The sequence below is a fragment of the Clostridium sp. MCC328 genome, from assembly GCF_018785465.1.
GTDB lineage: Bacteria > Bacillota > Clostridia > Lachnospirales > Lachnospiraceae > Pilosibacter > Pilosibacter fragilis.
Genome location: NZ_WQPW01000022.1, coordinates 36,878 through 50,435, shown reverse-complemented (window position 1 = coordinate 50,435; position 13,558 = coordinate 36,878). Strand labels below are relative to the sequence as shown.

Sequence of the window (13,558 nt, the reverse complement as noted above, 5' to 3'; positions counted from 1 at the left end):
TGCGGACAGCGCTCCGGCAGCTTTTCGCCTTCATCCCAATAATTACAGGTGTGATCCTCGCAGTGATAAATCATCGTTTCTAACTCCTTCTGCCTGCTGAAAAAAGCAGCGCGTTACACTATTTTCCATAGTATAACACGCTGCTTCAAAAAAGGAAAGACCGATCGGTCAGTCCTCGTTGCCGAAGAACTTATCGTGCACCACTTTGATGGCGCGGTTTGCATCGTCCTTGCAGAAGAAGTATCTGGAAGATTATGCAGTACAGCATGGATTTGATAATATTCAGCATTTCAGTGATGATGGATATTCAGGAACGAACTTTGTTGAGGTAAGATAACGATACCTTTTTTGCAGAGGGTGTTATCTTACCTCTTTTTGATGTATGTTAGATAGCATAACTCTTTACGTCGGCTCCTATCTGTCTGAAATAGGAGATACTTTCGGTAGGCTTGTCACCTGTATCAACTCTGCCGACAAAGCTATAAAAGATTTCGATTTTGCGGGTGTTCGTTTCCTTATCCAGTTCGTGAATAAGAATACGGTCAATAAATTCATGGACGTTTTCGTAGGTCAGTTCTTCAATCGCTGTGTATCTGCGTACCAGTGCGACAAACCTTTTTACGTCCGCGCTGCGCTCGGTGGCGTTGTCGATTTCCTGTGACAGCTCCGCAATCCTCCGGGTCAGCGTCTTTTTTTCTTCATCATAGCCGGAAGTCAGAAAAGCAAATTGTTCATCTGAAAGTTTCCCTAAAGCGTTGTCCTCGTAGAGCTTGCGGAATAAGATGTTCAGCTCGTTAATACGGTTCTGCGCCTTGTCAAGCTCTTTCCGCTGCTGTGTCAGCGTCTTTTGTACTGCCTTTGCGCTGCACTCGTTGGCTGTTTCGATAAACTCCTGTTCATGCTCTTTCACATAAGACGTTACTCGCTGCAAGTCTGCAAGGACAAGTTCTTTCAATACGCTTTTGCGGATATAATGCGTAGTGCAGAGCATATCATTTCTTGCCCGGTTGCGGTAGTTGCCGCAAGTGTAGGCGTGTTTCCGTTCAAGCGTCCCGGCTCCGCGTACTGCATACATTTTGTAGCCGCAGTCCCCGCAAAAGAGCAGCCCGGAAAACAGGTCAATTTCATCAACCTTTGTCGGGCGTTGCCGGGTGGCAATCCGCTTCTGTGCAAGTTCAAAGGTTTCTTCATCAATCAAAGGTTCGTGAGTGTTGGGGAAGAAATACCTTTTTTCCTCCGGGTTCTTTTTCGTCTTTTTCGACTTATAAGATACCTTGTAGGTTTTCCCGGTTATGGTATGCCCTAAATATTCTTTCCTTGTCAGAATGTCGTACAGCGTCTTATCCGGCCAGTTGTACCATGCGTTGAGCTGTGGGCGGGGGTGGCGTTTGCTCCCTGTCCTGCGGTAGCGCAGTTCCCCGACGGTCAGTATTTCATTGTCCCGCAGCCAGTTCTGGATTTCACACATACGGTCGCCCCGTACATACATTGCAAAAATCTGTTTTACGACGTGCGCCGTTTCCGGGTCGGGTATCAGATGATTGCGGTTATCCGGGTCGATAAGGTAGCCGTAAGGAGCTTCGCCGTTGACGCGCTCGCCTTTCTGCGCCTTTGCCTGTTTGACAGCCCGGATTTTCTTTGAGGTGTCGCGGGCGTAAAACTCGTTGAACCAGTTCCGCAGAGGGGTAAACTCGTTATCTTCCCTTGCTGTGTCTACACCGTCGTTAATGGCAATGTAGCGCACTTCATATTCGGGAAAGACAATCTCTATCAGCTCCCCGGTTTTCAGATAATTACGTCCCAGACGGGAAAGGTCTTTTGTTATGACGGTCGCCACGTTCCCGGCTTCAACCTCATGCAGCATGGCTTGAAGCCCCTCACGCTCAAAGCTCACGCCGGAAAATCCGTCGTCTACGAAAAAGCGCGTGTTGAAAAAGTGGTGTTCGTCAGCATACTTTTGTAAAATCAGTTTTTGGTTCTGTATGCTCTCGCTTTCCCCGGCTTGCATATCTTCCTGGCTCAATCTGCAATATAAAGCGGTAATCTTGTCTGTCTGTAACATTTTGTCCTCCTTTCCGACGACAGACAAGCATGGTATTTGTACTGTCTATATTATACCACATACCGCTGCCTGTGTCATGTATAAAATGTGAAGAAACGCCCTATTTCCGGGCGTTTGCGGGGTTCAGTTCCATGTCTTTGCGAATGAGTTTTTTTATCTTTTTATCCAGTGTGTCCGTTGCGCGTTCACTTGCGGACGAACATACAAGGTAAGTAACTTTTCCTATTTTATGCTCCGTTGTGGTAACGGGCGTTTGGTTTTGCGTCAAAGAAAATCCCCCTTTCTTTCGCAAACATATAATATAGTCTATGAATAGCAGCAAGTCCACTATTCAATAAAACAAAGGCTTTAATCGGACGGTTATTAGCATAACCTCATGGGAATTTCACCCCGGCATGGTTCTCATGCCGCCCTACCCATTGCCTGCGACGCTCTTAACGCTCGGACTGTGGCTGTAAGGAAGTATCATTGTATATTCTGCGTGTCGTCGCCCGCAAGCCGCTACACTTGCTTTCCGGCGCGGTGTTGGTCGCTCGGCTGTCCGGGCGGGGATAACCTCACCCGGATAGCGTCATGGCGCACCCGCCGTATGGCTCGGCGCAAAAGGAACGTATCCGATTTGCCCTATGCTGCGCCGCCGTTATCTTGCGCCGCTTTCTTTGTCAAGGTTCAGAATGGCTTTGCTGCCGCGTCAGCAGCGGAACGGAAAAGGGGGAGAGAGAAAGCGTCCCGCCGCCGCTGCGGTTTATTCCTCTGCCTTAAAGGTGAGGACAGCCATCATCAGTTTTGCTTGCAGCCGTTCCCGAATGTCGTGGTCTACGCCAAAATAGACGTTCCCGCGCTCGTCGTACAGCTTCCGCATGGAGAGGCGGGCTATGTAGCCGCTGAAATGCTGCAAGACAATCTTCATGGCGTCCGGGTCGCCCTTTGTCGCTGCCACAATGACAGGATAAGGAACAAGGGCATTTTCCGGGTAGCCGGGTTCGTTACCATTCGTCCCATTCATCAGCATTTTCCTCCAGATATTTTCTTAATTTCTCAAAAGAGCTTGTCCGCCTGTACTGTATCGTGCTTCTCGACGTGTTGAACAGCTCCGCAATCTCGGTATCGTTCATTCCCTCGAAGTAATACAGCAATATGGCTTTGCGCTTTTCTTCCGGCAAAGTACGGATTGCTTCAAGAAGCAGCTTTGGCGTGATTTTCTTCCCGGCTTTCTCAAAGACGGTTTCGGCGGCTTCACGTTTGAAATATTCATCAAACGTATGAAGCTGCCGCGCTTCGTCTAAGGTCATGTCGGAAAAGGTCACTTCCTTTGCCTTGTGTCTGCGAAGTTCTCTATGGGTGTCGCAAGCTTCATTGTGCAATACCGTATTACAAAACTTCTGAAAAGCACACTGTTTGTAAAACTCCCTGCTATTAGGTTCCACATTCTCACCTCCTTTCTCGTTGGAAAGTTGGTGGTGCTTCCCCCCTTTTCGCGGGGCAATACGGCGTTTTTCAAAAACGCCGAAGATTTTTTGAAATTTCTTCAAAAATTTTTTGAACGTACAAAATGCGCCCGTCCGAAAAGCCCGGACGGGCGCATAGGCATTGTAAGCAGTATCCAGATGATTAGACAGTTCATATATATAAGCGTAGTTTCCCCCGGTGGTGGGCGGGCTTTTTTTGATAAGTCAATAACTGTCGGATTTTGTCGATATGCTTTTTGCTTCATGGCGGCTACCTCCTTTAGCCGCCGATTTCAACAGTGATACCGCGTCATTTCATTAGAAGATAAAAAGAAACGGCGGCTTTGATTTTTCAAAGCTACTGCGGAAATCAAAGAACGACAAGCAACAGTTCTGATTTTGCTCCAATATGGTTATTAGGGGCACAAATTAAAATCAAAAAAGAGCCGATAACAGCAGTATTTCAAACTGCATATTATCGGCTCTGCGTCTGTGCGTCTGGCTCTTTTAATTAAATTATTTCTGTTGTTTTTTGGCTTTATTATATGTATTAGCTAACTGTCCACAAGCTGCTTTAATCTCTCTACCATGAGAAACTCTCATGGTAACTTCAAGTCCTGTTTGCTCTAATTGATGTTTGAACGCAACCATTTCTTGTTTTTGTGGTGCTCTAATTTTTGAATTACTCGTCGGGTTGTATTGCAGCACGTTAATCATAACATTTTTGCCCTTAAACCATTTTGCAAGTTGCCTTATATCTGAGGAACGGTCATTTATACCTGGTAAAAGCAAATACGCAAATACCACTTTTCGATTATGCCTTTGAGAATAGGACAATGCTTGCTTAACAACATCTTCAATAGCGTACATGTGCATATGAGGAATGATACAGTTTCTCGCAGCCTGTGTTGCTGCATGTAAAGATATTGTCAACTGAATTTTTAGATGTTCTTCGCGCAATTTTTTTAATTGATTAACTGGACCAACTGTTGATACGGTAATGCCGTCGGTTGGAAAGTTAAGTCCATTTCTATCTCGAAGAATATGGATTGCTGCAATCAAGTTGTCGTAATTGAATAAAGGTTCTCCCATTCCCATAAAAACGATACGATTTACTTTTTGACGTATCAATACAACCTGCTGCACAATTTCAGACGGTGTTAGATTACGAACAAAACCATTGCGTCCGGACTCACAAAAAATACAGCCAACAGAACAACCAACTTGCGTACTTACGCAAACAGTCCCACCATCTCGCCGTTTAATAAAAACCGTTTCAATATACCTGTTATCTTTCAATTCATAAACATACTTTTCAGTATCGCTACTTTTATAGACTTTTTTTGTTGATATTGATAGATTTTCTTTGTGAAATGGCTGTTTATACAATTCCGTATATAAGGCTCTTGCTTTATCCTCTCCAATTACTTCCGACATTTCTTTGTAAGTAAATCCGTATGGGTCATTCAATATTTCCGTAGGTGTACTTTTAGGTAAGTGTTTCATTTAAATATCCTTCCTTTTCAAAATTAAAAAGTTTGTTTTTCAGAGTTTTTGATTATGATTTCTAGTTTTTCAACATCAACGATATGCGTTAATTTACATTTAGGGCAGAAAAGAGGAAAATTTCTTAATACCGTATTATAAAATACTTGAACCCTCGTCTTTCCGTTACAAATTGGACATTTTATCCAATATTTTTCAAGCATAATATTTCTCCTTTTGCGCAAAAAAATGCAGGTCAATTCTCAACATGAGCATTGACCTGCATTTATACATATAATACTACAACAAAATTAAGGCATAGTTTTTATACTATGTCTATACGTCGTTAGTTTTGTTGTATAGCATACGCAAAATAAGCATGACAAAAAAGCCCATATTGAAAATGGGAAAAATCTTTTTTGATTTCAATGCTTATCGAATACGCATGCTATGTAACATAAACATTCCCCCCCTTTTATATAATATTATATACAAAAGCAGCTTGTTGTCAACATATATATATATGAATTATTTTGGCTAACTGATAGAACTACGTAGACATATCCAAGAAGAAAGGGGAACAGTAAAATGTAATAGGGTGAATAACTATGGCAAAAAGACCAGTACCACGATACGACTTTAAGGCTTTTGGGGCAGCGATAAAGGCAGCGCGTGAGGGATGCAAGGAGAGCCGCAAGAAAGTAGGCGACGAAATGTTTATCTCGCCGCGCTACCTTGCGAACATTGAGAACAAGGGGCAGCACCCAAGTTTACAGATATTCTTTGAGCTGATACAGCGTTACCATATATCCGTAGACCAATTCCTTTTAGAAACGCCGCCGGAGAAGAACACGCAGCGGCGGCAGCTTGACGCGCTTCTTGACGGTATGAGCGATACAGGCATACGGATTGTAACCGCAACGGCAAAGGAGATTTCCGAAGTCGAAAAAGAGGGCGAATAGGAATGTCCGACTTAAAACTGAACAGGATTTAGAAAGCGTTGTAATCTTTTTTGAGGTTGCAGCGTTTTTCTTTTGCGTAAGTTTGGCAAAATCGCTTTTTCTCCGTAGTAGGTGATAAGAGCCTAAAGGATAAAAACATTCGTAGCAAGCATAGGAAGCGGGTACCACTTCCGTATTTTCGCCCTCCCGCGCTGCGGCGCGTCGGTTGAAAATTGCTTGTTGGGAAGTGTCCCAAACCCTCGGAACGGAAAGGAAAGGAGCGAACACATGGACGGACGCAAAAGGACAGTGCAAATCAAATTCAGAGTGACGGAAGCGGAACGGGATTTAATACTGGAAAAAATGAAGCTCGTACCCACCCGGAACATGGCGGCGTATCTGCGGAAGATTGCCATTGACGGGTATATCATTCAGATAGACCACGCCGATATAAAGGCTATGACCGCAGAGATACAGAAAATCGGTGTCAACGTCAACCAGATAGCACGCCGCGTAAACGCGACGGGGAACGCATACCAAGAGGACATAGAGGAAATAAAGGGGGTGCTTGCGGAGATATGGCGGTTACAAAGATTAAGCCTATTAAAAGCACTCTAAGCAAAGCCCTTGACTATATCGAAAACCCGGACAAGACGGACGGGAAAATGCTTGTGTCCTCTTTCGGTTGCTCCTATGAAACGGCAGATATTGAGTTTGAATATACCCTGTCGCAAGCACTCCAAAAGGGGAACAATTTAGCCTTTCATCTGATACAGTCCTTTGAGCCGGGGGAAGTCGATTATCAGAAAGCCCATGAAATCGGAAAGCAGCTTGCCGACGCGGTAACAAAGGGGCAGCATGAGTATGTACTCACGACGCACATTGACAAAGGACACGTCCATAACCATATCATTTTTTGCGCGGTGAACTTTGTAGACCACCATAAATACAATTCCAACAAAAGGAGCTATTACGGCATACGGAACATGAGCGACAAGCTGTGCCGGGAAAATGGCTTGTCCGTTGTCGTCCCCGGCAAGGGCAGCAAGGGAAAGAGCTATGCGGAGTACCAGGCAGAAAAGACGGGTACAAGTTGGAAAGGCAAGCTGAAAACCACTGTTGACGCGCTTATCCCCCAAGTTTCCAGTTTTGAGGAATTGCTAACGCGGTTACAGGCGGCGGGCTATGAGATAAAGCCGGGGAAATATGTATCATGCCGCGCCCCCGGACAGGAACGCTTCACCCGCCTTAAAACCCTCGGCGCAGACTATACAGAGGAAGCCGTAAGGGAACGGATAGCGGGCAGACGGACAAAGGTGGCGAAAGCTCCCAGAGAGCAGCGCGGCGTGTCGCTGCTTATCGACATTGAGAACAGTATCAAGGCAGCGCAGAGTAAGGGCTATGAACAGTGGGCGAAAATCCACAATCTGAAACAGGCAGCTAAAACAATGAATTTCTTGACGGAACATAAGATTGAGCAGTACGCGGATTTAGTCAGCCGGATTGAGGAAATGGCAGCGGAAAGCGGACAGGCGGCAGACGCATTGAAGAACGCCGAAAAGCGGCTTGCGGAAATGGCGGTGCTTATCAAGAATGTTTCCACCTATCAAAAGACAAAGCCTGTCTATGACGCATACCGCAAGGCAAGGAACAGGGAGAAGTACCGCGCCGGACAGGAACAGGCAATTATCCTCCATGAAGCCGCCGTAAGGTCACTGAAAGCGGCGGGCATTGCGAAGCTCCCGAACCTCGCCGCGCTGCAATCGGAGTATGAAGCCCTCCAAGCGCAGAAAGAAGCCCTTTACGCCGACTATGGAAAATTGAAAAAGAAAGTCCGGGAATATGATATTATCAAGCAGAACATTGACAGCATTTTACAGGCAGACAGACAGCCGGAACGGGAAAAGGAAACAGAACGCGGATAAGGATAGCAAAATCCCCGCCGCTGTGCTATGATAGGGCTATCAAAAAGCAGAGGAGCGTTGAGCATGGAAAACCAGAAAATGCCGGAATATGAAACCATACGCGCCGCCGTTGCCGGGGAGAAATGGGCGGTGGAGAAAGTCGTGGATTGCTACAAGGACGAAATCGACAGGCTATCGACGGTAGCGGTCAGACAGCCAGACGGAAGCACGAAACAGGAAATCAACGAAGATATGCGCCAGTCTATCACAAAGAAGCTGATAGAAGCCCTCCCGCAGTTCCCGCTTGAAGAAATGGAAAAGGGAAATGTCAGATAGGCAAAAAAAGAACAGGGCGCGGAAGCCAGTATATGACTTCCGCGCCCTGTCTTTTTATGGGTGCTGTTTTCGTGAATGTTACGCAGTAGAACGCCATTTTCGGGGGTAAAGGTATAAAGTATCGCCTATCCGATTTTCACGCCCGGAAAGCCCTGTAAATCAAGGGATTTTCCGCGCCTACTGCGTAACAGGGGCGCGTCTTTTCCTCATGCGCTCGGCGGCCTGCCTGCGAGTGATACGTTTCCGGCAGTCGGGGCAGTATTTGACGCTGTTAGAGCTTGACGCAAAGAACGCGCCGCACTCGGTACACTTCTTCCTGTCCCCGGTCTGGTAAAGCTCCGCATAGAGCAGCTTGTCGGCGGGAAGCACCGCAACCCGGAACCACTTGCAGAGAAGCGAATAGGAAATGAGCTGCGGACATACGCACTCGTCCCCGTCGTCCAGTAAGATACAGTTCCCGTTATCGCAGTTGCAGCACGTCCGGCGCACAAGCGCATTTACTTTCCGGCTCTGGGGCGGTGTCAGCCGCTTAATCCCACTCATGCTTCATCAGCGGCGTAAATGGGAAGCACCGCAAACTCCGCTTCGCCCATGCGCTCCACTTTGGCAAGGGTACGGGCTGCAAAGTCCCGCATTTCCCCGTCCATAAAGGGCAGCGCGGCGTTCATGGCGACGATAAGCCCCTGTCGGCTCCCGGTCTTGTAAATGCTCAAAAGGTTTGTTTCCTCTACGGTCAGTTTTGTCATGTTCACACCTCCAAATCGTGATTTTTTGTTTTCGCCGCCGCCTTTTTCGGGGCGGTCTTTGCTTTGTCCGTTTTAATCTGCGCCCGGATAGAGGGGCGGGGCTTCCTTATCTCCCTGTCCCGGTTCTCCCCCTTGTCAATCAGCGCATACATCCCATGTCTGCCCTCGATTTTGGAAAAGGAAAGTGTCTTGTAGGGCAGCATGGAGAAAAGGCGGTCAGTGTCCTTTGTGGCTGCAAGCCGCATGAACGCCGGGGAAAGCTCTGCCATGAAATGGGTCTTGTTCGGGCTGTTCGGCTCGTAATGCCGCTTCATTTCCCGCACAATGCGCCGCGCTTCCGTTTCAATCAGCCCGTCCCGCAAGGCTGTGATATGCGCCTTGAAGTCCCCCGGTGAAAGCTGCTCCCGGCTGCGCCGTTCTTCCTGTAAGAGCGATTGCAGCGCGTCCGGGTCGTTGGGTAGGGCTTCAAAGCGTTCAAACTTCCCAAGCTGCGGGTCTGGGTTGCCGTTGAAGAACCGTCCGGCGGGTATCTCCCTTTCCCCTCGCTCATAAATCAGCTTCACCGTATCGGCGGGCAGCTCCTTTTCCTTGACGCGCTCATAATGTTTAGAGTAGTCCAGTTCGTACAGATTGCCCTTGATTTTCCCGCGCTCCTTTCCCGTCAGCTCGATTGCATAGGCAAGAACGCGGTCGCTTGTCTGCTCCATGTAGAAACGCCATGTGTTGTGGGGCGCGGTGTCTTTGAGGAAAACGTCGCGCTCCCGGAAACAGTGCGTCCCGGACGGGCGGCAGAACCACAAAAGGGTCTTGTCCTCCCTGTGGGGGCTTGCCGCCGCCTTTGCGATAATCTCTTTGTCAATGTCTAAGTCGCTCTGGTAAAAGCCTGTGTTCTGCTTCATAATCGCTTCAAGGGAAGCGAACAAATCCACGTTTTCAAATTTGCTCTGTTCCGGCATGGGTCAGCTCCTTTCCAAGTCCTGTGACTTCTGCTTTGCGTTTTTCTTCTGTGCCTTTTCCTTGTCGGCTCTAAGCTGCGCCCGGATAGAGGGCTTCTTTTCCGGCTTCGCTCCCTTGCCGCGCTCCTTGTCGGCTTTGACAGCGTTAGCCAGGTCAACAAGGGAAATCTGCTCGCCCGCCTTTACCTTTGCTTCCAGTTCGTCAACGGTGGGGGTGTTGTTGATGATACCGTCAATCATGTTCCCGTTCTGCTCTGTGGTCTGCTCGGCGGTTTTCAAGGGATTGTCCCGCTGCGCCTGTTCTGCGGCAACGGCAAACGCCCGCGTCCCATTCCCCATAATCAGATACTTTCCGTCGTCCGACTGGTGGTGAAAGCCATATCCGGCGGCTTCTATCTGCTCCCGGCTCATGGCGGTTACATGGAAAGTCCCTCTCGGTGTTTTGACAGTTTCGCCCGTTTCCAAGTCGTCCGGGGTAAGCTGCTTCTGCTCCTGTAAAAACTCCGGCACTTCCCGGAAACCTACACTGTCAACGAAATGCGCCGCGTCCTGTCCGTCCTGATGAAGCACTACCACGTCCGAAACGGAAAGGCTGTGTCCCTTAAAATCTTTGGGGTGGTCGATATTGAAACGGGTGTAAATATCTTCAAGGGAAGTTTCCGGCGCAAGGGGCGCGGAATAGACAAGCTCATAGTTCGCCCTGTCAACCACATTCCCCGCCGCCTGCAGGCGGTCGTAAGGCTCAAAGCGGAAATCCCTTGTTTCGTCCCCGCCTTTTATCTGGTAAATGGAAAAGGTGTCTTTGTCCTGTCCGGCGGTCTGCGCCGTTTCCTGTGCCTTTGCGTAAAGCTGCTTTACGTCGCCCTCGGTCAGCTCGCCGCTTTTGAGCTGCCCCATAAGCTCGCGGCATTTCTCCGGCGTTCCCGTATAAAGCACGTCGCCCATTTTCGCCCGCCCGTTCTCCTGTGTCACATAGGCTTGCAAGAGGTAGCTGTTTTCCCGGCTGTCGCTGTAAGGGTTCCGGCGCACCTTGTAAATCGTTTCCGGGGTAAAGGCTTCTTTCGGGGCTGCACCCGCCTTTTCCTGTGCGCCGGATTTTCCCGGTGCGGCTGCTTCCGGCTTCTCTTTCCCGGCTGTATCTGCCTTTGCCGGGGCTTCCGGCTGCGGCTGCTCCGGCGGGGCTGCCTGTTCCTCTCTGGTGGGCTGCTCCTGTCCGGCGGTCTGCTCCTTGTCCTGTGCCTTTTGCAGCTCCGCAAGATTTTCGTCTATTGAATTGATAATCTCGGCGGCTGCGCTGCGTATCGTTTCAAGGGAGCTTTTCAGCTCGGACAATTCCCGCCCGCTACTCCACCCGGCGACATAGCCGAAAGAGTAGTCCGACGTGTCAAGCCCGTAATGTTGGCAGACGGTATAGGCGACGCTTTCCGCTTCGACTTCGCGGGTGCGGCGGTCAATGTGGGGCTGCTGCTCGTCCTTTGGCGCGTTGAGGTCAATGTCGTGCAGCTTCGCATGGGCGATTTCGTGAATGGCGGTCTTTAAGGTCTGCAATTCGCTCATGCCCTCGTTGATAGCAATGCGCTTGTCCTCCAAGTGGTAGTAGCCATGAGAGCCGCCCTCGATATTCTCAAAGGCGATAGGAACGGGGGAAGTCTTTTCAAGGGCTGCGAAAAAATCCTTGTAGCGGTCAACGTCGCCCGGCAGCTCGTCAATGGCAATGTCCGGCAGCTCCTTTCCCTCGGTCTGGGAAACGTCAAAGACGGATACCACCTTGTAGGCGGGTATGGTGACTTCCTTTTCCTCGGTGACGGGCTTCCCGTCCTTGCCGATTATGGGCTTCTGCGTGTGCGGGTCGATTTTCTGCATTTCCTGTTTGATTTTATAGGGCGACGGGGCAATGATTTTAATTCCCTTTTGCCCTTTCATCACGTTTCGCTCAAAGTTGTTCTTCCAAGCGGAAAAGCCCGCCACAAGGGAAGCGTCCGGCTTCTGCATGGCGATAAGGACGGTGTTTCGGAAGCTGTAATTATGGAATTTTGACATGACTTTCAGATATTCCTTGTAACGCTCGCTGTCAAAGAGTTCCGCAATACCCTGTTCCAGACGGTCGGTAATCTCTTTTAATTTCTCGGCGGGCTTCTCGCTCGTCAGCACGATAGGGATAACCGGGCGCGGCTCCTGTGGCTGCTCTGCGGCGGTTCGGGCGGTCTGCTCTGTGGCGGCTGCGTCCATAAAGGTCTTGTCCTGTCCGCCGCGTTCCGGCTGTGGGAAGCTCATAACGCGGTATTCTTTGGGTATCTCGTTTTCCGTTCCCCGATACCATTCGGTAAAGGTGTTCTGATTGTTATAGATATAGCCCTGTTCGGTAAACTGCCCCTTATCCTTGCTAACTGCGTCCCGCCCGTATTCTTCATACTTGAAATATTTCTTTGCTTCTTCGGGAAGCTCCAGCTCGTCCAGTTCGTCGATAAGATAATAACCGTAATCTTCTTCGCTGCGGACAGTGGGATAGAGCCAGTAACAGTCAAGGTTTTGTGCAAGGTTGATAAGGTCTTTCATGCTTCCGGCATACTCGCCATGTGTAACCGCCGCCGCAAATTTATCCTTGTCCCCGTCACTCTGCATTTCCAGAAGTTTTCCAAAATAATTCAGCTCGTCCATGCTTGCGCTTTGGATAACGGAAAGCGGCAAGTCAAAGGGGCAGTCCTCCGTAGAAGAATACCCGTTGATGAAAAAATCCTGCGGATTGTCTGCGGTAATGCCGACGCTTTCCATAGCCGCATGAAGCTGCTCTGTTGTGGTCGGCATGGGAAGCCACACGCCGCCCGGTTTGCCTGTTTCAAAGCGGCTGCGGCTGTCGATAAGAATTGAAAACTGCTCGTTTATGGTTTCACGCTCCTTTCTCTGTTCGGTGTCCTGTGGCGGCTCTGCTGTGGTGGGGGCTGCTTTTTCAGCGGTAGGCTGCGCCCGTTCCTCGCCCTCGATAGCATAGCCCGGTAAAAGCTGCCCGTTTACTTTGAAATGCTCTGCATACTCTGGCGGGATAGGCGGCGATACCTCGGTGAATAAATGCTGATAGGCTTTGATACGCCCATTCAGATATTTTTCCATAGCTGCCTTGTCTGCAAAGACTTTCCTTTCCTGTCCGGCGATTTTTGCCTGTCCGTAATTGTGGGGGCTGTTGGTGTAAATACTCCATGAAAGCGTCCACGAATAGGGAATGGATTTCTCTTTTTCCCTGTCATACCGGGTATTCTCGGATATGTGGTAGCGCATTTGGTAGACGCGGTTGCTGATGTGCTTCCCGTAGTCCGTAGCTTCCCACTGGTTCGCGGTATGCGTAGCTTCGGGTGTCCTCACATACTCAATGGCTTTGTCAATGGCAAGGGTCTTTCCCGCCTGTTCGTCCCATGCCGCCGCCTGTTCTTGCAAGGCTTCAAAAGCTGCCTGTTCAGCCGCCGCGTATTCTTCCCGCAATGCCTGTAACTGTTCTAAGGGCAGGGCGGTAAGCCCGGAAAGGTCAGCGGTCTGTTCCTCAAAATAAATATTTCGCTCTATCCGCATACTGTCAGCCGGGTCTAACTTGTCACGCTCAAACATGGAGTAACCTTTTTTCTTTTCCATTCATTCGCTCCTTTCTGAAATGGCGGCGCACCGCCGCGCTTTTGGGGTTCGCCCCGTAC

General features: G+C 49.2%; 14 protein-coding genes. 4 read left to right on the top strand and 10 right to left on the bottom strand.

The window, feature by feature from the left end; all coding sequences use genetic code 11:
• Positions 1–385: 385 nt before the first annotated feature.
• The 6 genes from GPK83_RS04725 to GPK83_RS04700 all read right to left on the bottom strand — a co-directional run bounded on the left by GPK83_RS04725 (position 386) and on the right by GPK83_RS04700 (position 5,219).
• A complete protein-coding gene (locus GPK83_RS04725; protein WP_002569190.1) occupies positions 386–2,062 on the bottom strand; it encodes a recombinase family protein in 1,677 nt (558 codons plus the stop codon).
• A 100-nt stretch (positions 2,063–2,162) separates the two neighbouring features.
• Complete coding sequence (locus GPK83_RS04720) at positions 2,163–2,390, bottom strand: transposon-encoded TnpW family protein (protein ID WP_004613661.1); 228 nt, start codon at positions 2,388–2,390, stop codon at positions 2,163–2,165.
• 417 nt (positions 2,391–2,807) lie between these two features.
• Positions 2,808–3,068 (bottom strand): helix-turn-helix domain-containing protein, encoded by a 261-nt coding sequence (locus GPK83_RS04715; protein WP_002569189.1) that lies wholly within the window; start codon positions 3,066–3,068, stop codon positions 2,808–2,810.
• Entirely contained in the window at positions 3,049–3,489 is a 441-nt protein-coding gene (locus GPK83_RS04710) for a sigma-70 family RNA polymerase sigma factor (protein ID WP_002569188.1), read from the bottom strand. Before GPK83_RS04710 ends, GPK83_RS04715 begins: the two co-directional genes overlap by 20 nt.
• Before the next feature lie 537 nt (positions 3,490–4,026).
• Complete coding sequence (rlmN, locus tag GPK83_RS04705; RefSeq protein WP_002569187.1) at positions 4,027–5,016, bottom strand: 23S rRNA (adenine(2503)-C(2))-methyltransferase RlmN; 990 nt, start codon at positions 5,014–5,016, stop codon at positions 4,027–4,029.
• 23 nt (positions 5,017–5,039) lie between these two features.
• A complete protein-coding gene (locus tag GPK83_RS04700) occupies positions 5,040–5,219 on the bottom strand; it encodes a cysteine-rich KTR domain-containing protein (protein ID WP_002588768.1) in 180 nt (59 codons plus the stop codon).
• Positions 5,220–5,603: 384 nt separating this feature from the next.
• Between GPK83_RS04700 and GPK83_RS04695 the strand changes: the two genes are divergently transcribed.
• From GPK83_RS04695 to GPK83_RS04680, 4 genes are all read left to right on the top strand, one after another.
• Positions 5,604–5,957, top strand: coding sequence for a helix-turn-helix transcriptional regulator (locus GPK83_RS04695; protein ID WP_002569186.1), 354 nt, complete (start codon positions 5,604–5,606; stop codon positions 5,955–5,957).
• Positions 5,958–6,224: 267 nt separating this feature from the next.
• Entirely contained in the window at positions 6,225–6,554 is a 330-nt protein-coding gene (mobC, locus tag GPK83_RS04690) for a plasmid mobilization relaxosome protein MobC (protein ID WP_002569185.1), read from the top strand.
• Complete coding sequence (locus tag GPK83_RS04685) at positions 6,515–7,861, top strand: relaxase/mobilization nuclease domain-containing protein (RefSeq protein ID WP_002569184.1); 1,347 nt, start codon at positions 6,515–6,517, stop codon at positions 7,859–7,861. Before mobC ends, GPK83_RS04685 begins: the two co-directional genes overlap by 40 nt.
• A gap of 63 nt (positions 7,862–7,924) precedes the next feature.
• Positions 7,925–8,176: a helix-turn-helix domain-containing protein gene (locus tag GPK83_RS04680; RefSeq protein WP_002569183.1), complete on the top strand. Its 252-nt coding sequence runs from the start codon at positions 7,925–7,927 to the stop codon at positions 8,174–8,176.
• A 177-nt stretch (positions 8,177–8,353) separates the two neighbouring features.
• Here GPK83_RS04680 and GPK83_RS04675 read toward each other — a convergent pair whose 3' ends face one another.
• From GPK83_RS04675 to GPK83_RS04660, 4 genes are read right to left on the bottom strand one after another with little or no spacing between them, the layout of a single operon-like run.
• Complete coding sequence (locus GPK83_RS04675; protein WP_025489053.1) at positions 8,354–8,719, bottom strand: cysteine-rich VLP domain-containing protein; 366 nt, start codon at positions 8,717–8,719, stop codon at positions 8,354–8,356.
• On the bottom strand, positions 8,716–8,922 hold the full coding sequence (locus GPK83_RS04670) for a transposon-transfer assisting family protein (protein WP_004853547.1): 207 nt from the start codon (positions 8,920–8,922) through the stop codon (positions 8,716–8,718). Before GPK83_RS04670 ends, GPK83_RS04675 begins: the two co-directional genes overlap by 4 nt.
• 2 nt (positions 8,923–8,924) lie before the next feature.
• Complete coding sequence (locus GPK83_RS04665) at positions 8,925–9,878, bottom strand: hypothetical protein (RefSeq protein ID WP_004853548.1); 954 nt, start codon at positions 9,876–9,878, stop codon at positions 8,925–8,927.
• Positions 9,879–9,881: 3 nt separating this feature from the next.
• Entirely contained in the window at positions 9,882–13,499 is a 3,618-nt protein-coding gene (locus tag GPK83_RS04660) for a YodL domain-containing protein (RefSeq protein ID WP_004853550.1), read from the bottom strand.
• Between the last annotated feature and the right edge of the window lie 59 nt (positions 13,500–13,558).

Bases quoted from the DNA above. Each gene is read 5' to 3' on its own strand.
- GPK83_RS04715 (WP_002569189.1), bottom strand. From the start codon at position 3,068: ATGAATGGGACGAATGGTAACGAACCCGGCTACCCGGAAAATGCCCTT.
- GPK83_RS04665 (WP_004853548.1), bottom strand. From the start codon at position 9,878: ATGCCGGAACAGAGCAAATTTGAAAACGTGGATTTGTTCGCTTCCCTT.
- GPK83_RS04680 (WP_002569183.1), top strand. From the start codon at position 7,925: ATGGAAAACCAGAAAATGCCGGAATATGAAACCATACGCGCCGCCGTT.
- GPK83_RS04695 (WP_002569186.1), top strand. From the start codon at position 5,604: ATGGCAAAAAGACCAGTACCACGATACGACTTTAAGGCTTTTGGGGCA.
- GPK83_RS04675 (WP_025489053.1), bottom strand. From the start codon at position 8,719: ATGAGTGGGATTAAGCGGCTGACACCGCCCCAGAGCCGGAAAGTAAAT.
- GPK83_RS04685 (WP_002569184.1), top strand. From the start codon at position 6,515: ATGGCGGTTACAAAGATTAAGCCTATTAAAAGCACTCTAAGCAAAGCC.
- rlmN (WP_002569187.1), bottom strand. From the start codon at position 5,016: ATGAAACACTTACCTAAAAGTACACCTACGGAAATATTGAATGACCCA.
- GPK83_RS04725 (WP_002569190.1), bottom strand. From the start codon at position 2,062: ATGTTACAGACAGACAAGATTACCGCTTTATATTGCAGATTGAGCCAG.
- GPK83_RS04700 (WP_002588768.1), bottom strand. From the start codon at position 5,219: ATGCTTGAAAAATATTGGATAAAATGTCCAATTTGTAACGGAAAGACG.
- mobC (WP_002569185.1), top strand. From the start codon at position 6,225: ATGGACGGACGCAAAAGGACAGTGCAAATCAAATTCAGAGTGACGGAA.
- GPK83_RS04670 (WP_004853547.1), bottom strand. From the start codon at position 8,922: ATGACAAAACTGACCGTAGAGGAAACAAACCTTTTGAGCATTTACAAG.
- GPK83_RS04660 (WP_004853550.1), bottom strand. From the start codon at position 13,499: ATGGAAAAGAAAAAAGGTTACTCCATGTTTGAGCGTGACAAGTTAGAC.